The 18,513-nt window shown below is 60.3% G+C and carries 18 protein-coding genes and 1 tRNA gene; 7 read left to right on the forward strand and 12 right to left on the reverse strand.

Annotated elements, in window-relative coordinates; genetic code table 11:
* Window positions 1-47: 47 nt before the first annotated feature.
* Window positions 48-587 (forward strand): tyrosine-type recombinase/integrase, encoded by a 540-nt coding sequence (locus ABR989_RS15505; protein WP_428130278.1) that lies wholly within the window; start codon window positions 48-50, stop codon window positions 585-587.
* A 6-nt stretch (window positions 588-593) separates the two neighbouring features.
* Here ABR989_RS15505 and ABR989_RS15510 read toward each other — a convergent pair.
* Together ABR989_RS15510 and ABR989_RS15515 are read right to left on the reverse strand one after the other, a co-directional pair.
* Window positions 594-669, reverse strand: a tRNA-Thr gene (locus ABR989_RS15510).
* Entirely contained in the window at window positions 660-803 is a 144-nt protein-coding gene (locus ABR989_RS15515) for a hypothetical protein (protein WP_428130220.1), read from the reverse strand. Before ABR989_RS15515 ends, ABR989_RS15510 begins: the two co-directional genes overlap by 10 nt.
* Window positions 804-864: 61 nt before the next feature.
* Here ABR989_RS15515 and ABR989_RS15520 point away from each other — a divergent pair, with 61 nt between their 5' ends.
* A complete protein-coding gene (locus ABR989_RS15520; RefSeq protein ID WP_428130221.1) occupies window positions 865-1,911 on the forward strand; it encodes a DUF933 domain-containing protein in 1,047 nt (348 codons plus the stop codon).
* Between the two features lie 311 nt (window positions 1,912-2,222).
* Here ABR989_RS15520 and ABR989_RS15525 read toward each other — a convergent pair whose 3' ends face one another.
* The 4 genes from ABR989_RS15525 to ABR989_RS15540 form a co-directional block, all read right to left on the reverse strand.
* The gene (locus ABR989_RS15525; protein WP_428130222.1) at window positions 2,223-3,449 is read right to left on the reverse strand and encodes a DUF1329 domain-containing protein; all 1,227 of its coding nucleotides are present in this window, start codon (window positions 3,447-3,449) and stop codon (window positions 2,223-2,225) included.
* 284 nt (window positions 3,450-3,733) lie between these two features.
* The gene (locus ABR989_RS15530) at window positions 3,734-3,868 is read right to left on the reverse strand and encodes a hypothetical protein (RefSeq protein ID WP_428130223.1); all 135 of its coding nucleotides are present in this window, start codon (window positions 3,866-3,868) and stop codon (window positions 3,734-3,736) included.
* A 1-nt stretch (window position 3,869) separates the two neighbouring features.
* Window positions 3,870-6,008, reverse strand: a complete 2,139-nt coding sequence (locus ABR989_RS15535) for an ABC transporter permease (RefSeq protein ID WP_428130224.1) — start codon at window positions 6,006-6,008, stop codon at window positions 3,870-3,872.
* 17 nt (window positions 6,009-6,025) lie between these two features.
* Window positions 6,026-7,258, reverse strand: coding sequence for an efflux RND transporter periplasmic adaptor subunit (locus ABR989_RS15540; protein ID WP_428130225.1), 1,233 nt, complete (start codon window positions 7,256-7,258; stop codon window positions 6,026-6,028).
* 55 nt (window positions 7,259-7,313) lie between these two features.
* On the opposite strand from ABR989_RS15540, the gene ABR989_RS15545 reads away from it, so the two are divergent.
* The 4 genes from ABR989_RS15545 to ABR989_RS15560 all read left to right on the forward strand — a co-directional run bounded on the left by ABR989_RS15545 (window position 7,314) and on the right by ABR989_RS15560 (window position 12,049).
* Window positions 7,314-8,570, forward strand: a complete 1,257-nt coding sequence (locus ABR989_RS15545) for a CaiB/BaiF CoA transferase family protein (RefSeq protein WP_428130226.1) — start codon at window positions 7,314-7,316, stop codon at window positions 8,568-8,570.
* A 140-nt stretch (window positions 8,571-8,710) separates the two neighbouring features.
* Window positions 8,711-10,165 carry a phospholipid carrier-dependent glycosyltransferase gene (locus ABR989_RS15550; protein WP_428130227.1) on the forward strand — a complete coding sequence of 485 codons (1,455 nt, stop codon included), beginning with the start codon at window positions 8,711-8,713 and terminating at the stop codon, window positions 10,163-10,165.
* Window positions 10,149-10,922, forward strand: coding sequence for a hypothetical protein (locus ABR989_RS15555; protein WP_428130228.1), 774 nt, complete (start codon window positions 10,149-10,151; stop codon window positions 10,920-10,922). The genes ABR989_RS15550 and ABR989_RS15555 overlap by 17 nt, the downstream gene beginning before the upstream one ends.
* Before the next feature lie 77 nt (window positions 10,923-10,999).
* On the forward strand, window positions 11,000-12,049 hold the full coding sequence (locus tag ABR989_RS15560; protein WP_428130229.1) for a lysylphosphatidylglycerol synthase transmembrane domain-containing protein: 1,050 nt from the start codon (window positions 11,000-11,002) through the stop codon (window positions 12,047-12,049).
* On the opposite strand, the gene ABR989_RS15565 is transcribed toward ABR989_RS15560, so the two are convergent.
* From ABR989_RS15565 to ABR989_RS15590, 6 genes are all read right to left on the reverse strand, one after another.
* Window positions 11,992-12,972 (reverse strand): sulfotransferase domain-containing protein, encoded by a 981-nt coding sequence (locus tag ABR989_RS15565; RefSeq protein ID WP_428130230.1) that lies wholly within the window; start codon window positions 12,970-12,972, stop codon window positions 11,992-11,994. The two genes, ABR989_RS15560 and ABR989_RS15565, sit on opposite strands and share 58 nt — an antisense overlap.
* Window positions 12,973-13,070: 98 nt before the next feature.
* The gene (locus tag ABR989_RS15570; protein ID WP_428130231.1) at window positions 13,071-13,925 is read right to left on the reverse strand and encodes a hypothetical protein; all 855 of its coding nucleotides are present in this window, start codon (window positions 13,923-13,925) and stop codon (window positions 13,071-13,073) included.
* A gap of 187 nt (window positions 13,926-14,112) precedes the next feature.
* Window positions 14,113-15,087, reverse strand: coding sequence for an electron transfer flavoprotein subunit alpha/FixB family protein (locus ABR989_RS15575; RefSeq protein WP_428130232.1), 975 nt, complete (start codon window positions 15,085-15,087; stop codon window positions 14,113-14,115).
* A 39-nt stretch (window positions 15,088-15,126) separates the two neighbouring features.
* Window positions 15,127-15,873, reverse strand: a complete 747-nt coding sequence (locus ABR989_RS15580; protein ID WP_428130233.1) for an electron transfer flavoprotein subunit beta/FixA family protein — start codon at window positions 15,871-15,873, stop codon at window positions 15,127-15,129.
* 299 nt (window positions 15,874-16,172) lie between these two features.
* A complete protein-coding gene (locus ABR989_RS15585; RefSeq protein ID WP_428130234.1) occupies window positions 16,173-16,955 on the reverse strand; it encodes an IclR family transcriptional regulator in 783 nt (260 codons plus the stop codon).
* Between the two features lie 170 nt (window positions 16,956-17,125).
* Complete coding sequence (locus ABR989_RS15590; protein WP_428130235.1) at window positions 17,126-17,308, reverse strand: hypothetical protein; 183 nt, start codon at window positions 17,306-17,308, stop codon at window positions 17,126-17,128.
* 50 nt (window positions 17,309-17,358) lie between these two features.
* Between ABR989_RS15590 and ABR989_RS15595 the strand changes: the two genes are divergently transcribed.
* Window positions 17,359-18,474: an aldo/keto reductase gene (locus ABR989_RS15595; RefSeq protein ID WP_428130236.1), complete on the forward strand. Its 1,116-nt coding sequence runs from the start codon at window positions 17,359-17,361 to the stop codon at window positions 18,472-18,474.
* The last annotated feature ends 39 nt before the right edge of the window (window positions 18,475-18,513 follow it).

The following is an 18,513-nucleotide window of genomic DNA, read 5'->3' on the forward strand; positions in this document are numbered from 1 at the left end:
GTTCGGGACTCCGACCGGGCGAGTGTCGAGCGCTCGGCTGAAGTGATATCGATTTCACGAAGCGAAAGGTTCGGGTCGAATTCTCCGTGAGCGACAAGGGCACCTTCGGTCCCACAAAAACCGGCGAACGGCGAAGCGTCGATATGAGCCCCGCGCTAGCCGATGTCTTGCGGCTGCGGCAACTCAAGCGCACTCAGCGGGCTCCCGTAGATCGAGGCGAGGGCGTGGCGGAGTTGGTATTCTCGAACCCCTCCGGGACGCCGCTCGACGATTCCCGATTGCGAAAGCGTTTCGATCTGGCGATGGACGAGACGGCGACAATCGGCCACGTCCTTTACGATGCGCGGCATACTTACGCCTCCACGCTCCTGGCGCGTTGCCGCGACTTCGTTTACGTCGCCGCGCAGATGGGGCACGCCAGCCCCAAGACCACGATGGATCATTACGCCCACCTGTTGCCGGGCGTCGATCAGAGCTACGCCGACTTCCTCGACGAGTCGGAAGCAGATTGGCAGCGATTTGGCAGCGATGGCCGCGCGGCCCCGAAAAAGCCTGAAACGATCGCAAAAACCCTAGATTCTATTTGAGGTTTTTGGAGCCACCCGCCGGATTCGAACCGGCGACCTGCTGATTACGAATCAGCTGCTCTACCAACTGAGCTAGGGTGGCTCTCCATCGCGCTGCTCCGCAGACGGGAATAGCAGATTAGCGAAGCCGGCGCTGGCGAGAAAGACTCCTGGCTGGCCGCCGTTCGCGCCTGCCACCAGCGTCGGCACCGTCACTTTCGGCAAATTCGACGCCATGTTCGCGGGCTTACTCCCGAATTGCGGTGGTGTAGAATCCCGGAGATCGAGGTGGGATCAATTGAAGACCGGGATCATCGGCGCACGCGGCGCCGGGAAATCAACCGTATTTCACGCACTGACAGGACTCGCGCCGATTCCTGGCACGGCCGAGGGCCGCAATCGTGCGCGCCCGGGACAAATCAAGGTCGCGGATCCGCGTCTCGATTTTCTTGAATCGGCGTACGGTTCGAAGAAGAAGATCCCGGTCGAGCTCACCATCCTCGACTTCGCGCCAAATCCCAAAGAGCAGAAGGAGGGCGCTGCCCTCGATCCGAGTCTGCTGCCGCTGGTGCGCGACATGGACGCGCTGCTGATCGTGATTCCGCAATTCGCCGGCATGGAAAAAGACCTGGTCGCGACTCTCGAAAGTATCGAGGGCGAGCTGGTGTTCGCCGACTTCGACCAAGCCGAACGCCGCCTCGAGCGGCTGAAGAAGGAGAAGGGCGGCAGCGACTTCGAACGCGCGGCACTCGAGAAAGTGATCGCATGGCTCGGCGACGGCAGAGCACTGAGACTGCTCGAACTGACGGCGCAGGAGGCCCAGGCATTTTCGAGCTTCGGGTTTCTTTCGCGAAAGCCCGCGCTGGTCACCGTCAACTGCGAGATGGAACGCGCCGCCGCCGATGTCACCGACGCCGAGCGCGCCGCCGTTCGCGCGCACGGACTCGAGGTGTTCCGGCTCGCGGCCGCTTTCGAGTCGGAATTGTGGGAACTCGACGAGGCCGGCCAAAAGGAGATGCTCAAAGACGCGGGACTCGACGCGCCCGCGCGCGATCGGCTGATCGGCGCGCTCTACAATCATCTCGGGCTGATCACTTTCTACACCGCCGGCGAGCCCGAGGCGCATGCATGGTCGCTCCGCCGCGGCGAGTCGGCGCTCGATGCCGCCGGCGTGATCCACACTGATATCGCGCGCGGATTCATCCGGGCCGAAGTCGTCAGCTACGAGGATTTTGCCATCCACAAGTCTGACGCGAAGGTCAAAGAGGCCGGCAAGCTCAGGCTCGAGGGCCGCGACTACGTGATGCGCGACGGCGACATGATTCATATCCGCTTCAAGGTCTGACTCGGCTACGCGGCGATGCGCTGGAAGAAGCGGATCGCGCGGGTGCGGCGGGAAAGTTGCCGACGCAGAGCGACTCGTTGGACCTGCGAGGCGCATCCGCACCGGCTTCGGACACGGGACCTTTTCTGCCATCACGCTTTGGGTGCAAAGACCCAATCGCGCGATACGCCGAATATATTCGGCGATCCGGTATATGCAAACGATTCACATTCGCGCTCTGTGGAAAAAACCAAGGCGCGAAGCGCCACGGCGACTGACCGTTTTGCTCCGCGCCTGTTTCAGCAATCAATCAGGCTTCTTAATGCTCGGGCTTAAGGAGCTGAGGCCACCATCGCCTTCACTGAGCAGAAATCCTTGTCGACTGCCCCCATGTTGATGTACCAGCATTCGTGCTCGGGCGTGTGCTGGCCGGGCAGGTAACACATTGACGAGTAGTTACCCTGCGTGTCGATCGAAGCCGAACCCACTATGAACTCCCGCTTGAACGGGTAGATTGCAACGCGGGCATCCGGCACCGGGCGGTCGCGATAGGCCAGCCAGTAGATGTGCGCGCGCCATAAATGACCCTTTTGGTCATAGGTGTCGATGTACGGCTCGTACGCTAATTCGGCGTCCACAAATACGTCGGTCAAACTGTCGAGCGCACCCGGATTGCTCATGTCGCGCCGGGGTTTCGACTCGACGATGTATATGTGGCGCATCTCCCAAGCCTCGGGGCATGCGGTCGCACCGCCATCGTAGGGGCAAGTCTCTTCTGGCGAATGCTCCGCATGCGCACTCGCGAGCATCTGCCTGTCACCCAGGAACTTGTAGTTGTACTCCTCGACCTTGGAGTTGAAGCCCGCGAAGTGATCGGGATCGAAGCTCTGCGCTCCCGTCGCGCTGCTGTTTATCGCCTCGTTCAGACGCCGCACACGACGGGTGCCGGGCTGCCAATCCCAAGTGTCGTCGCCGCGGTTCGGATCCGCGTAGCGATAGCGGATCAGGCCTTGGCCGCGCTGGGCCTCCGGCGAAAGAAAGGGGTACAGAGCGAACAACCACAGGCGCCCCGACTGCTTGAAGTCCGGATCGACCGGCATTGGCTCGACCTCGGTCCGTCCGAAAAGGTTGTAGCCGGCGTAATGACCGATCTCCAAGTCCAAGATTATGTTCTGGTCCTGGCCCGGACGGACGTACTCGCTCTGGCAATCGAAGAAGCGCAGGTCGTAGTCATCGCTGCTGATGGGCCGCCACACGTTGTTCCAGATGATTTTCGTCCCCGCATAAGGGTCGTTCGGATCGATCAACGGAAACGGCAGGCCGGCGACATAGCCGAGCAGGCTGCGATGATCGTTAGCGAGCCGCACCTGCGGGGAATACTTTTCCGTCGCCTCCCTGTAAGGCGGCGGCCACTCGATCCGGTCGGAGGGCACGATCTCCATGTGCATTCCATGAGTCACGGCGTAAAATACCCCGGGTGAAACCAAGTCTTTGACCTGTGCCGCGTTTTCGGGTGTTATGACGTCACCCGGCTTCACTGTCGCGTTTGCTGAAGCCACGATGAGACATAAGAGCATTAACGTCCCCACGCCCGGCAATATCTTCCCCAAAGCATGCCTGGCCATTATCCACGACCTCCTGTCCATCTTTAGAATTCTAATTCTTGGTCGCTAAATTTTATTTAGTCAAGTACGTGACTCGTCATATTATCGGATTGTTCCTTAACTCTACAGGCTGACGTTCCGACGATAGAAAAGCGCGGGGCGGCACAGCTTTTTCGCTGCACCGCCCCGTTCGAGCTATTAGAGGGACGTAAAGCCCCTAATTTATCTGGCTAATTCGCTTACGGAGCAGCCTTTACCATCGCGTCGGCGGTGAAGAAATCTTTGTCCACCGCACCCATGTTGACGTACCAGCACTCGGGCTCGGGCGTGTTCTGCCCGGGCAGAGCAATGCGCGGAACCGTTATCGTTCCCAAACTATTCGTAGCGCAAAGCGTCGATCGGGTGTAGCAGGCTCGCTTTGCGAGCCGGGTAATAGCCGAAGAAAACTCCCACCGCCGCCGAAAAGACGAAACCGCCCACCACCGCTACCGGCGAGACCAGCGTCGGCCATTCCGCCAGCGCTGAAATCAGCTTCGACACGAGTATGCCCAGGATTATCCCCGCGAACCCGCCCATCGCCGACAGCAGCATCGCCTCGACCAGGAACTGCAGCATGATGTGGATGCGGCGCGCGCCGATCGCCATGCGAATTCCTATCTCGCGCGTGCGCTCCGTCACCGACACCAGCATGATGTTCATGATTCCGATTCCGCCCACCAGCAGCGAAATCGACGCCACTGCCAAAAGCAGCATCGTCATCACCTGCGTGGCGTTCTCGGACGCCGCCGCTATTTCGCTGAGATTGCGCACCGTGAAGTCGTCATCCTGTTTCGCCTGGATGTGATGGCGCTCGTGCAGCAGGCGCGTGATTTGCGTAACCGCGCTGTCCACCTGCTCGGAGCTGCTCGCCTTGATGTACATCGTATTCACGACGCCGGTGATTTTTGGAGCGCTCCCGAACGCGCTGGTCGATTCGGTGGTCGAGCTGTAAACCGAATTGGTCGTCGGTACCGACGCGTAAGGGTTGGTCGCGCTAGCTGTGGCTACTGCCGCGGGCGAGGCCGACGACGACGACGGCGCCGACACGCCCAGCACTTTGCGCTCTGCGGTGTTGAACGGCACGATTACCACGTCGTCCTGGTCCTGCCCGTAACTCGACTGTCCCTTGACGGACAGCACGCCAATTATTTTCATCGGGAAGTTCTTCACCCGAATCGTCGCGCCGACCGGATTCTGCCCCTCGCCGAACAGGTTGTTCACCACCGTCTGTCCAAGCAAGCATACTGCCGCGCCCGCCTTTTCCTCCGAGTCGGTGAAGATGCGTCCGATCGACGGCGGCCAGTCGCGGATCGCAAAATAATTCGAAGTCGTCCCCTGGATGTTGGTGCTCCAGTTGCGATTCCCCGAGACCACCTGCGCCACCTGCCGATCCATGTAGGTCACCAGCCCCACCGGCCCTCCGCCATGCGCAATTGCCTGCGCATCGCCGACCGTAAGCGTGGAATTGCTGCCCAGCCCCGCGCGCACGCCGTTGGCGGTCGTCGCGCCCGGCAGCACCACCAGCAGGTTGGTGCCGAGGCTGTTGATTTGCGCCTCCACCGACGCTCGCGCCCCGTCGCCCACCGCCACCATCGTGATCACCGCCGCGACGCCGATGAAAATACCGAGCATCGTGAGCGCCGCACGCAGCTTGTTGCGCTTGATCGCGCGACCCGCCGCGACCACCGCCATGCTGGCAAACGTCCACACCTCGTCCACGAGCGACCCGGCTCGATCCGCCGTCTCCGGCGCCGCCGCATTGCCGCCCGCGCCGCCACGCACGCCGGCGCCGTCTTTTCGAGTGTCCGAGATGATCACGCCGTCGCGAAACGTGACGACCCGGTCCGCGTAGGCCGCCACGTCGGGATCGTGCGTCACCACGATCACCGTGATTCCCTGTTCGCGATTGAGCTTGGTGAGCACCTCCATTATCTCGGCCGAGTTGGTCGAGTCGAGATTGCCGGTCGGCTCGTCGGCGAGCAGGATCGACGGGCGATTGACCAGCGCCCGCGCGATCGCCACCCGCTGCTGCTGCCCGCCTGAGAGTTGATTCGGATGGCTCTGCTCGCGGCCCGCCAGCCCGACCAGTTTCACCATGTCGGCCGCGCGGCTCTCTCCGTCCGAGGTCCACGCCGAATAGAACAGCGGCAGCTCGACGTTCTCCAGCGTCGAGGTTCGCGACAGCAGGTTGAAGTTCTGAAAAACGAACCCGACTCGCCGGCTGCGGATCGTCGCCAGCTCCGACTCGTTCAGTCGCGCGACGTCCTCGCCCTCCAGGATGTAGCGGCCGCTGGTGGGCCGGTCCAGGCATCCCAGCATGTTCATCAGCGTCGATTTGCCCGAGCCCGACGCACCCATCACTGCAACGAACTCGCCCCGATCGATCGTAAGGTTCACCCCGCGCAGCGCGTTAACCTCAATGTCGCCAAGCAGGTAGGTCTTGGTCAAATCGACCAGTTCAATCACTCTTTTCATCGGATCGCCGCCCGCGCCTAGTGGGGCATGTGCATCATCCCGCCTATTCCACCGCCGCCGCCGCCGTGCGACGAAGATGACCCCGCGCCATGCGATCCTGCGCCGCGCACTTCGTCCGTCACCACGCGATCGCCCGCTTGCACGTTGCCCTCGGCGACTTCGACCCAGGTTCCGTCGCTGAGCCCGGTGGTGATCGTGACCGGTGTGACTTTGCGATTCTCGAGAACCCAGACTCGGGTCTGGCGGCCTGGTGCTCCGTCAAGCGCCGCGGAATCCGCCGGCGGTTCTCCGGGCGGCGCAAAGCGCAGTGCGTCGATCGGAACGCGCACCACCTTGGCTTTTGACGCCGTTACGACGTTCACATTCGCCGTCATCCCCGGCTTCAGCAGCAGCTCGGGATTTTCCACGCTCACCACCACGTCGTAGGTCACCACGTTTTGAACCGTGATCGGCGCCTGCCGAACCTGGCTCACCACGCCCTCGAAATCGCGGTCGGGAAACGCGTCCACCCGAAACGTCGCCTTCTGCCCTTGCCGCACGTAGCCGATATCGGACTCGCTGACGTTGGAGTCCACCTGCATCTTGGTCAGGTCCTTCGCGATCAGAAACAGCGTCGGCGTCTGAAAGCTCGCCGCCACCGTCTGGCCCACGTCCACGTTGCGCGAGACCACCGTGCCGTCAACCGGTGACACGATATTGGTGTAATTCAGGTTGACCTCGGCCGCTTTCACGTTGGCCGTTTGCTGCTGGATATTGGCGTGATCGAGCTTGATCTGCGCGACATCCATCTGCCACGCGCTGTACGCCGAATCCAGCGTGTCCTTCGAGACTGCGTCGGCCTTGTACAGCGCCAGGTTGCGATCGTAGGTGACTTTCTTGTAGTCGAGGTCGGCGTTGTCCTTGCCCAGTTGCGCTAGCGAGTTCGCAAGCGTCGCACGCGCAACATCGACCGTCACCTGGTAGGTGCTCGGGTCAATCTTCGCGATTAGCTGCCCCTTCGTCACCGGCGCATTGTAGTCTTTATAAATTGCGATGATCGGTCCCGACACGTAAGTGCCGAGCTGCACCGTGATGACCGGATTGACCGTTCCAGTCGCCGTCACCGAGCGCACGATCGGCCCTTCTGTGACCGCGGCGGTAACAATTCTTGTCCCGGACGAACTCCGGCCAAGGAAATACCAGACGCCTACAATGATGATCGCGGCGATCGCGAGCATCCACGCGCTATTTTTCATGCTGGACAATTTCATGGGTGCTGCTCAATTATTATAACATTATTCATCGATTTCCAGCGATAAACGAAAAGTGAGAAAAAACACTAGCGCCTCTGTTAGACGTAACTCCGCCGCGGAAGTTTCGAGTCAGCGCACCGTCATAGCCGAACAGCCGCCCCCGCTGGCGGGAATAAAAGTTGTTGATCTGACGAGGTATTTCGCCGGTCCTTTCTGCACGCAAATCCTCGGCGATTACGGCGCCGAGATTTTCAAGATCGAACCGGTCGAAAATCCGCGCGGCGAGCTGGGCACCAGCAAAGGTCCCGACAACTACTTCTTTCTCTCCGCCAATCGATCCAAGAAAAGTCTGCGCCTCGCCATCAAAAAACCCGAGGGGCGCGAAATCCTGATGCGCCTGATCGACGCCGCCGACGTGGTCGTGGACAACTTCCGGCCCGGCGTCATGAAAGCGCTCGAGCTGGACTACGAAACGCTCGCGATACGCAATCCGCGCATCATCACCTGCTCCATCTCGGGCTTCGGCTCGACCGGGCCGCTGCGCGATTTCCCCGGCTTCGATCAGATAGCGCAGGGGATGTCGGGGCTGATGAGCGTGACGGGAACCGTCGAGAGCGGGCCGACCCGGGTCGGCATCGCCATCTGCGACCTGCTCGGCGGAATTTTTTCTGCGCAAGGCATCCTGCTCGCACTCGAGGCGCGCCATCGCGACGGTCGCGGCCAGCGCGTCGAGACTTCGCTGCTCGAATCCATCGTCAGCATCCTGACCTGGTCGGCGGGAATTTATTTCGAAACCGGGAAGACTCCCGCGCCCGCCGGCAATCATCATCCGCTTTTGTCGCCGTACGGCGTGTTCGAAGCGTCGGATCGGCCGTTCAACATCGCATGCGGGAACGAGGTGATGTGGCAAAACCTCGTCGCCGCAATTGGACGGCCGGAACTCGCCGCCGACGAACGATTCAAGAGCAGCGGCCGGCGGCTGAAAAATCGCGCCGCGTTGACCTTGGAAATAAATCGCGCGCTCGCCCCGCATCCCGCGGAGCATTGGATTCAATTGCTCAATCGCGAGGGCATCCCGTCGGGTCCGATTCTCACCATCGAGGAAATGTTCAAGCATCCGCAGACCGCCGCCCGCGCGATGCTGCTCCGGATGCCGCACCCAGAACTAGGCGAATATCTAACGACCGGGCTGGCCGCCAAGCTCGAGGCCACGCCGGGGAGGATCACGCGCCCGCCGCTGGTCGGCGAGCACACCGACGAAGTCCTCGCCGCGCACGGCTACTCGCCCGCCGATCTGAAACGCCTGCGCACCTCCGGCACGATCGCATAATCCAACCCTCTCTCCCTGATTTACCTGGAAAACCCGAAGCGGTTAGATTACAGTGTCAGCCTCCGGGTGCGGGGGTGAAGACGCAGGGCTGCAGCTATTCGACTACTTTCTTGCCTGACCACTGCGATGATACTTGACCTATGGACGTGAAGGGCGACTCGCCGTCGTGGTCGGGTTTCGACAGCGCCGCGATTTCAGCGTCGATAGTCGTTGCGACGGCGCTGCGGTTCTGGCACCTTGGGAGCCCCGCAGAACCCGTTTACGACGAAATAAAGGTTCTGAAGCAGGCACAGTCGTTCTTGCGCGGCTGGCGGCCGCCTTATTCCACTCATCCGCCAGGCGGGAAGCTGCTGGTAGCGCTCGGCGTTTTCCTCTTCGGCAATTGTCCGTGGGGTTGGCGCGCCGGAAACGCCTTGATGGGAACAGCGCTTGTGCCGATCACTTACCTTTTGGCGCGACGGTTGTTTCGTTCAAAGCTCGCTGCCTCGATCGCTGCGGCATTGGTTCTTTGCGAAGGAATGTTTTTGGTCGCGTCAAGATTGGCGATGATCAACATCGTGTACATCACGTTGGGAGCCTGGGCCTATCTTGCGCTTTGGTGCTTCGTCCAGAACCCTGCCCTCCGGACGCGGCGGATCCAGCTGGTGGCCATGAGCATACTGCTTGGACTCTTCGTAGGCACGAAGGCGGCCATCTCCGAGGTGGGCGTATCACTGACGCTTCTGGTTATTACGGTCACGTTGATCGTCGAGGGGCAGACGCGGCTCCCTGCTGAATCCACCAAGCTGATCGCCAGAAAGGTCATCGGTGCATGCGGCCTTGTCGTCGGCATCGTGTTGTTAGTCTATCTCGCAGTTTTCGTGACATACTATTGGACGGTATGGCGCGGAATCGGCGATTTCGTGGCTTATCACCAACGTGTGATTTCCCGCAATTTAAACTTGCCACCTGACTTTCCCAACGCCTCGCCATTCTGGAGCTGGCCGCTTCTTCTTCATCCATATCCGTATTGGAAGAAGGACCTGCTCAATGGCGCCGCCGAGGCGATATTCTGCGGGGGAAATCCGCTTCTCTGGTGGGCAGTCCTTCCTGCGATTCTGATTGCATTGGTTCGCGGATACACTCAGAAAAGTATGGCTTGGATGTTTTTGGCCGCCGGATACATGGCGAGTCTCGCGATGTGGATCCCGCTACGTCGCTACGTTTTCATTTACAGCTACATGCCGGCATTGTATTTCGGCCTTCTAGCTTTGGCGGGGGCACTCAAGGAGTGTTGGAATGGAGGCGCACGACGCTGGGAACACATCGTACTGTTAGCGCCGCTTCTGCCGTGTCTGATTCTCGGCTTAGGAGTTGTTTGGGGCGGATTCGCAGCTTGTTCAATCTCGATCGTTTACCTGCTCATGAGGCGACGCCCTGAAGGCTATGATGGAAAATTTGTTTGTCTGATATTCATGTCCGCGACCCTATTGCTGTTCGCGTACTTCTTTCCGCTGTGGATGGGTATTCCGCTTTCGGAAGCCGGTTACACGGCGCGCATATGGCTGCATGGACAGGGACTGGCGAGTTGGATTGGACATGAAGCAGCGCGGTAGCCGCAACGCATTTGAGCAAGCACTCATCGTTGCCGCCGCGATGACGGCAGCGATTATCTGCGGACTCTCGTACCTTGCAGACCGCCCTTGGAGCGGGAAGGCCGCTTCATCTAGTGAAATCGATTTGCTGGCGGGGAACTTGACCGGCCAGTGGTCGGTGTACGGCGCGCTGTCCGCCACTCAAGTCAGCTTCAATCGGATCAGCGATGGGTCTGTCGAGGTCAAGATTCACGCCGATGATCCGTCTTGGTCAACTGTGGATTCAGGCGTGAGTTATACGGCTGGTCTCTTTTTTCCGGGTTGGTATGAGTTTACCGGAGAGTTTCAAGCCGAGGTGGATAATAGCGAAGGTATCGGGGCGCAGCTCGAGGTGCATTCCAGTCGGTGGCGTTTCATTACTAAGGCCCACTCCCGCCGAAAAGGCCGCGGGGAGAAGATTAATGTCTATTTCCGGCCGGCCTATTCCGACCCTGCTGCAAAGATATCGTGCCAGTTCTGGGGTGGGACTGGCGACTCGGCTGGAAAGGCGGTCTTTCGGAACATGCGCATAGTTAGGATTGCCGGCGCGCCACCGGCGAAGGCTTTTTATGTCGACTTGGCGGTGCAGGAAGAAGCGCGACTCGGGAAGTCATGGCGTCCGCATAAGGGTAGGAACGCGCTCGGTTGGTGGATGCGTCTTGACCGCTTTCGCGGCGCAGGGGTGGCGGTTCTCCTCCTCGGGATGATCGTTGGCATATCCTGGCGGTTACTTGCGTAAGCCCGGCGTCTCCGTTAGATCAAGACTCCACTTCACGAACAGGGGCCGCGAGGTCCACCGATCGGGCTGGGTGTAGAATGGCGAAGTATGCGACTCTGAAATCGAGTACACTCAGGGCTGACGACCAAAACGCTAGCTTTCAAGGTGACCTTCCTTCCAAACGTCGCTCGTATCCTGGCTTCGCGCTTCGCGCGGTTCTTGGCGTCGCGATCGTAACCTTCCTCGTTTGGCGTTACGATGCCAGATCGGTTCTTCGGCTGCTCGCGCGCGAGCAGCCGAGATACTTCGTGGCCGCGATAGGTGTCTATGTATCGACCCAGGTGATATCAGCATACCGCTGGCAGCTGCTCGCCGCGGTTCTGAAGCTCTACGCGTCTTTCACCGATTTTGTCGCCCTTCGCTTCATCGCAACTTTCACGAACACTCTAGTCCCGGGCGTGGTCGGCGGCGACGCGCTTAGGGCCATTTATCTTGGGCGCCGGAACAGCCGCCTGGGCGAAGCCTTCGCGTCCGTGATCGCGGATCGCATCGTAGGGTTAATCGGGCTCTTCTGGCTGGCGGCAATCGCAGCGATTTTCCTGAATGGCGCAGGGCTGTCAGCCGTCGTGACTGCTCCTCCAATCGGAATTGGTCTAATCACCCTGGCGGCCTTTGTCGCCAGCCCGCTAGTCATCCGCCTCGTTCATATGATGCCACCGCGACTCAGCCGTTACGCGAGCTTCATCGTTGCGTATCTGGAACATCCCGGCGCGATGCTGGCCGCTCTGGTGATCTCGATGGTGGTGCAAAGTGCGCTCGCGGTCTGCCAATACCTGCTTGCCCGCGGGGTTGGCATCGATGCGTCTCTCACTTTGTTCCTCTTTTGCGTGCCAATCGCCGGCGTGTTCGCGAGTTTGCCGCTAACCGTGAACGGCCTGGGAGTTCGCGAGGGCGCATATCTGGTACTTTTCGGCATGGCTGGTATGGGCCGGACCAATGCCATTGCGCTGGGGCTGCTATGGTTCGTCAGTACTACGCTTGGCGCGCTGCCTGGAGTGATTGCTTTCGCTGTCACCCCGCTGGCGCGTGCTCACAGCAATGAGCGAGCGCGGCAGACCGCGGCTCGAGCGATGGAAGACACCCAGTAGTAGCGAGATTCCAGCGGCGTCATATCTCTTGCCTTGCGAATCGCCAGCAGCGCTTCCTCAACAGCTTCGCGGTGCGCGGCAAGCGCTTCCTCGAATAGCGACACCCCATAGTCATACAAGGCGAGATCGAATCGTTCCCACTCCTGGATCAGTGCGAGAGTCGCAGGCGCAACCAGTTGCTTCGGGATGCGGTTATCAGCTACCCGAAAGCTCCTATATCGTTTGACTTTCCAGCCGAGCACGACTTTGAGCAGAGCTAGTGTCTCGTCGAAGCGCTTGGTCAGTCCAACCACGGTGAATTGACGGGCCAGGTTCTCCTTGGCGATGCTCAAAATGGCGGCGTCACACACGCTGGGGAAAAGCTCGTGTGAATTCGGGCCCGCAAGAATTCTCGACTGAAGGTTGTGCTCATGCTTCTGTATGAAGTATTCCTCGAGAGTCAACCGATTTGCGGCGCGATGGTTACGGTGGGGCTTGAACCGGCGCGCGAAGTAGTAGTCTGAAATGGCGCGTTCAACTGGTTCGCGAAGAACCGTTATGTAGTTGGCAGGACGGGGCAAGAGGTTGTGCAGGCCAAACGGCATGTGACCCTTGAATACGTCCATGCGGGCCAGTCGTGGCCGTGGCCAGCGCATGATTTCCTGATAGGACGAGCGCCACCAAGTCGGCTCCACGCTACAGATTCGAGGCAGCTTATATTCCCATTCGATGATTCTGTTGAGGGTAGTGCCGCCGGTCTTGTACAAATGGACGAAGATAAGAACCGCGTCGCTCGGCGAAAACTCCGCCCGGCTCGAGGGTTGTGGATGCGCGAAGTGGTGGTTTCCGGCCCCGGGAAGCCGACCGCCATTTCGGCGGTCGGCGCTCTCTCCCGTTGCAGTTCCAACGCTGCTGGCCACGCTGCGCGCTTGGTCCGGTATCATGGTTCGGTCCCTCGGTCCGGCAGCGCTCGGGGCGTCCGTCGACTCGTAGACGGCAGGCGCGTGGCACTACGACGATCTACGGCTACAGTGATCTACGGCTACAGTGTCCCTGTAAGGCTCACGTCGTACAATTCAGGATAGGCCGCTGATGATCCTGTTCCAATCTTTTCTTTTCCCTTCTTGGTTTTCACCTTGCCAGTCACCGATACATCGTCCACACCCCCGGCATTGTACGCGAAGGTGCCCACACCGACGTCAAGGGCTAGCGCGTTCGGCTCCGACACCGGCCCGGCTTTATGACCTACGAAACTCTCGGCATAAACGGGATTCAGGAACTCATTACCGCAGGAATTCGATCCCGTCCTTCCGGTGACAGCAACTTTGACCCACCCAGCGGTGACCGTCAGCACAATCTCCCCATATTTGACATTCGGGTTCCCGCAATTTGGCCCGGTCTTTACAAGCCTGGCGGTGGATTTACCGCTGCGTTCAATTACCGCCCATCCATTTTTGGGTTCGACCGTGCCCGTGTAGAAGAAACCGAGTTCGGTGGGAGCTGAGGTCGAGGACGTCGTGCTAGTACCCTCGCGGACCGCTTTCTTATGAGCGGGGTGCTTAGAATTGCGACGGGAAGCGCCACTAGTACTAGTAGCAGTGCCGCTCCCACTACCAGCAGTGGCCAAGGAGATGTTGACCGTCGCGCCCAATAGCGCGCTGGGACTAATACTCCCGGTCGTCGTGGTCTGCGGAAGCGTCGCGGTGATGGTGAAGCTGCCGGCGGAAACTAAGTCGCAGGAAGTGGAGCCGCCGACTTTTGTGCATGACTCCTTGTCTTGCCAGCTCTCGGTATACACCTTCGGATCCGCACTTGCCGACCATGCTTGCGGGCACGCAAACACGAGCAATCCGCCCGTAACCGCTGCTACTTTCAATATTTTGCCAACCGATCTCATCGAAGATACCCTCCCGTTAAGCCGCGAAACCTGTCGTTTCAAAGTCGACGTGTAAAATGTTCACGGGCCACTAGAGCAAACTTCATCCCTAACGTCAAGTGCGGGCGTAATGCATCCGGATGCAGTTGCTGCTGAGGAATTTGTGCTTCAATTCGGGCATCGAAACGATGCTTGCCGCGCGCATGGACTACGAATGCTTGAGCTTTTTGATTTCCTCGGTTATCTCGGGCACCGCTTTGAACAGATCGGCGACCAGGCCGTAGTCGGCGACCGCGAAAATCGGCGCCTCTTCGTCCTTGTTGATCGCGCAGATGACCTTCGAGTCTTTCATCCCGGCCAGATGCTGTATCGCGCCTGAAATCCCGACTGCGATGTAAAGTTCAGGCGCAACCACCTTGCCCGTCTGTCCAACTTGCAGATCGTTGGGCACAAAGCCTGCATCGACCGCCGCGCGCGACGCGCCCATCGCGGCGCCCAACTCGTCCACCAGCGGCTCGAGCACGGCCTTGAAGTTTTCGCCCGCCTTGAGGCCGCGCCCGCCCGAAACGATTATCCGCGCCTCGGTGAGTTGCGGGCGATCGCTCTTGGTCGCGTTGAACGAAACGAATTCCATCTTGAGAGCGCCCGCGTCGATCTCGGCATTCTGCTTTTCGACCGGCGCAGCGCCGTCACCCGGCTTGGCGGCGTCGAATGCGGTGCCGCGCACCGTCAATACTTTGATCGGTCCGTCGATTTCGACCGTCGCCATCACGTTGCCCGCGTAAGTGGGGCGCACGAAGGTCTGGTCGTCGTTGATCGCGGTGATTTCCGACGCCATTCCGGCGCCGAGGCGCGCGGCCAGCCGCGGAAACAGGTCCTTGCCCATCGCAGTTGCCGTCGCCATTACAAATTCCGCGCCTTCCTTTTTCGCAAGTGCGGCGAGCGCCTGCGCGTGCGCGTCGGCGAGATAGTTCTTCAGCGCCGGATGCGCCAGCGCGATTACCTTGGCGACGCCGTACTTGGCGATTTCGCCCGCGGCCGCCTCTGGCGCGTCGCCCGCCACCACCGCGACGGCTTTGCCGCCGCGCTTTTTCGCCAGCTCGAGCCCCGCGTGAACCGCGGTCAGCGTGGACTTGGGGAAATGTCCCCCCTGATGCTCCGCGAAAATCAGAACGTCACCCATGTCAATTCACTCCGCCGTTCGCGATCGTAAAAGCCGGATTCAAATAACCTTTGCTTCGGTGTGAAGCAGCGACACCATCTCCTGCGCCGACGCGACCTTGCGCCCCCCCTGGCGCTTGGGCGGAGCGGCGAGAGTCTTTACCTTGAGCTTGGGCGCGAGATCGACGCCCAGGCTGTCGGCCGCAATCTCTTTCAGTTCTTTCTTGCGCGCCTTCATGATTCCCGGCAGCGAGGCATAGCGCGGCTCGTTGAGGCGAAGATCGGCAGTAATGACGGCGGGGATTTTGAACGCGATTGTCTCCAGACCGCCGTCAACTTCGCGCATCACCGAAATCTTGTCGGCCGCAATCTCAATCTTGGATGCGAATGTCGCCTGCGGCCATCCCAGCATCTCGGCCACCATTTGCCCGACCTGGTTCGCGTCGTCGTCGATCGCCTGCTTGCCCAGTATGATGAGGTCGGGCTTCTCGTCGCCGGCAATTTTCGCGAGGATTTTCGCGATTGCAAGCGAGTCGAGCGCGGCGTCGGTCTTGACCAGGATTGCGCGGTCGGCGCCCATCGCCAGCCCGGTGCGCAATTGCTCCTGCCAGGTGGACTGGCCGACCGTGACGAGGATGACCTCGCCGGTCTGCTTCTCCTTGATGCGGAGCGCTTCTTCGATCGCGATTTCGCAAAACGGGTTGATGACCCATTTCACGTTGTCGGTGGCGATGCCGGTGCCGTCGGGGAGGACGCGGATGGTGGTGGCGGGATCGGGAACTCGCTTGATTGGTACTAGAATCTTCAAAGCACTAAACTCCACGAATTCGTTGATGCATCGGTTGAATCCGAAAACACACGAGGTTGCCCGGAAATAGAGCCGAGGAACGTAAAAATTTCTAACAGCGCCCCGCCCGTTAGTCAAACCACACTAATGCCCGCCCCACCCCGCCAACCCCGGCAACCGCCCGCAACCGCCTCTTCCCCTTAACCTGCCGCAGGCGCGCGGTCTCTTAATACTGGCCAGCCGTGCCAACGGCCAAGGGTCATCCCTGCCCAAGGATGCGCGAAACCCACGGCGGGTTTCGCATCTGCGGGGATAAAGACTTATTCGTTGTAGCCGAGGCGACGCGACAGTTCGCGGCCGGCCTCGAGCAGGCTCGGCGCGATCTCGGCGGCGATTCGTTCCGGCCCGATGCGATAGGCCGGCCCGGCGACCGCAATCGATCCGACCACTGAGCGCGTGTAGTCGCGAATCGGGACCGCGACCGACGACACTTCTTCGATGAACTCGCCCGAATCCACCGCGTAACCGTCGCGCGCGACTGCTTCAAGCTGCGCGAACAGAGCGGCGCGATCGACGATTGTCCGATCGGTGAAGCGGCGCAGCGTCTCGGGCAACGCCGACTTGAGCTGCTCCTCGGCGTCGAAGGCAAGATGCGCCTTGCCGGCCGCCGTACAATGAAGCGGCAGGGTAATTCCGATGGGCGGCGTGATGCGCACCGCGCGATCTTCGGCCTCGGCCGCTTCGAGCGGGACGACGCCGTCGCGCCGGACGATCGCGACGTATGCGCTTTCACGGCATTTGCGGGCGACATCGGCGAGGATGGGGCGCGCTTGCCTCACCAAGCCCATATGATGGATGTAACGGCGTCCGAGATGCAGACACTTGATTCCGAGGCGATAATTCTCGGTGGCTTTGTTTTGTTCGATGTAGCCGCGCGCTTCGAGCGTCGCTAAGATTCGAAACACGTTGTTCTTATGCAGCTTGAGCCGCTTGGAAAGTTCAGTTACGCCGAGTTCGTCGACGTCGCCGAAGAACTGTTCGAGCACATCGAGCGCGTGGGCGACGGATTGGATGACGTAGTTGGTTTTGTCGCGTCTCACCATCGGCGTTCCGATACCGCGCTGGCGGTTCTCAATCCTCGCGAAGCGCGGTTTGTAAAAGTGTTTTACTTTAGATGACGCGCCCGAACCATGTCAACGATGCTCCTAAAATTCTCGTAAAGTTGCGCTAAATAGCTGATATTTAAGGATAAAAGTAACCTATCAACAGAGCCTCAAAACAGGATTTCACCACGTCCAGACAACTTCCCACCGATTTCTCCAGGCGCGTCGACGACGACGATGATGAGGTATTTTACTCGGCGCCGCAGCTCGCCGTTCATATCGACGATGGTGGGTTCGCGAAGGTTGGCGAGAACATCGAGCCGACGATCGGTCCGCAGTCTTTTTCTTCGCAAGTATTCATCGCAACCGGGCAACGGGCGCGAGGGCGCACGGGAGAAACGGCATGATGCTTAAGGGGCGCGCGACCGCCGCAGCTACGGCCGCATACGCGAGCCGGTTCCCGGAGTTGCCGGGAAATTTCCGGCCGGTGCTCGGGGTGTCGGTTTCATCGATCGGAATCGGCACATACCTGGGCGATCCCGACGACGAGACCGATCGGTTCTACGAAGCGGCGATCAAGGCGAGTCTTCGCGGCGGGATCAATCTGATCGATACGGCGGTGAATTACCGCTTCCAGCGCAGCGAACGGAATATCGGCAAAGCGATTGGCGAGATGGCCAAAACTGGCGAGATCGCGCGCGAGCAGGTGGTCGTCGCGACCAAGGGCGGTTACATAACGTTTGACGGGGGCGTGCCGGCCAATCCGCGCGCGTGGTTCGAAGAGCGCTACGTGAAGACGGGAATCGTCGCGCCCACCGATTTGGTTGACGGATCGCATTGCATGACGCCGAAGTACATCGGCACGATGCTGGAGTTGTCGCGCAAGAATCTCAATCTCGAGACGATCGACATCTATTACATCCACAATCCCGAGACACAGCTCGAAGCCGTCGAACGCAATGAGTTCCTGGCGAGAATGGCGACGATTTTCGAGTTCCTGGAAGGTGCGGTGGCCGACGGAAAGATCGGCGTGTACGGGACCGCGACGTGGAACGGCTACCGGGCGGCGCCAACGGAGCGCGGATGGCTCTCGCTCGACGAGTTGATGCGAATCGCGCGCGAGGTTGGCGGCGACGCGCATCATTTTCGCGCAATCCAGCTGCCGTACAATCTCGCGATGCCGGAGGCTGTCACGCGATCGAACCAGATCGTGCACGGCGGCAAGGCGACCACGCTGGCTGCCGCGAAGGCGCTCGGAGTCGCGGTTTCGGCGAGCGCGACGCTGCTGCAGGGGCAGTTATCGCGCGGGCTGCCGCCAATCGTCGCGAAGGCGTTCAGCGGTTTCGCCACCGATGCGCAGCGATCGATTCAGTTCACCCGCTCGACGCAGGGTGTGGACGTGGCGCTGGTCGGAATGAGGTCGGTCGATCACGTTCGCGACACGCTGGAGACGGCGCACAAGCCGCCGGCGACGCTCGAGGAGTTGATGCGCCTGTTCCAGCACGGCGACGAGCCGTAGGGCGGACGCCAGCTCCTGAACCTTAGTAAGGATAAAGAA

It is taken from the genome of Binatus soli (SeqCode), from assembly GCF_050015535.1.
Classification (GTDB): domain Bacteria; phylum Desulfobacterota; class Binatia; order Binatales; family Binataceae; genus Binatus; species Binatus soli.

Excerpts from the sequence above, each read along its gene's own strand:
- ABR989_RS15575 (WP_428130232.1), bottom strand. The coding sequence starts at position 15,087 with ATGGGTGACGTTCTGATTTTCGCGGAGCATCAGGGGGGACATTTCCCC.
- ABR989_RS15540 (WP_428130225.1), bottom strand. The coding sequence starts at position 7,258 with ATGAAATTGTCCAGCATGAAAAATAGCGCGTGGATGCTCGCGATCGCC.
- ABR989_RS15565 (WP_428130230.1), bottom strand. The coding sequence starts at position 12,972 with ATGATACCGGACCAAGCGCGCAGCGTGGCCAGCAGCGTTGGAACTGCA.
- ABR989_RS15535 (WP_428130224.1), bottom strand. The coding sequence starts at position 6,008 with ATGAAAAGAGTGATTGAACTGGTCGATTTGACCAAGACCTACCTGCTT.
- ABR989_RS15595 (WP_428130236.1), top strand. The coding sequence starts at position 17,359 with ATGATGCTTAAGGGGCGCGCGACCGCCGCAGCTACGGCCGCATACGCG.
- ABR989_RS15560 (WP_428130229.1), top strand. The coding sequence starts at position 11,000 with ATGGCGAAGTATGCGACTCTGAAATCGAGTACACTCAGGGCTGACGAC.
- ABR989_RS15570 (WP_428130231.1), bottom strand. The coding sequence starts at position 13,925 with ATGAGATCGGTTGGCAAAATATTGAAAGTAGCAGCGGTTACGGGCGGA.
- ABR989_RS15585 (WP_428130234.1), bottom strand. The coding sequence starts at position 16,955 with ATGGTGAGACGCGACAAAACCAACTACGTCATCCAATCCGTCGCCCAC.
- ABR989_RS15555 (WP_428130228.1), top strand. The coding sequence starts at position 10,149 with ATGAAGCAGCGCGGTAGCCGCAACGCATTTGAGCAAGCACTCATCGTT.
- ABR989_RS15515 (WP_428130220.1), bottom strand. The coding sequence starts at position 803 with ATGGCGTCGAATTTGCCGAAAGTGACGGTGCCGACGCTGGTGGCAGGC.
- ABR989_RS15550 (WP_428130227.1), top strand. The coding sequence starts at position 8,711 with ATGGACGTGAAGGGCGACTCGCCGTCGTGGTCGGGTTTCGACAGCGCC.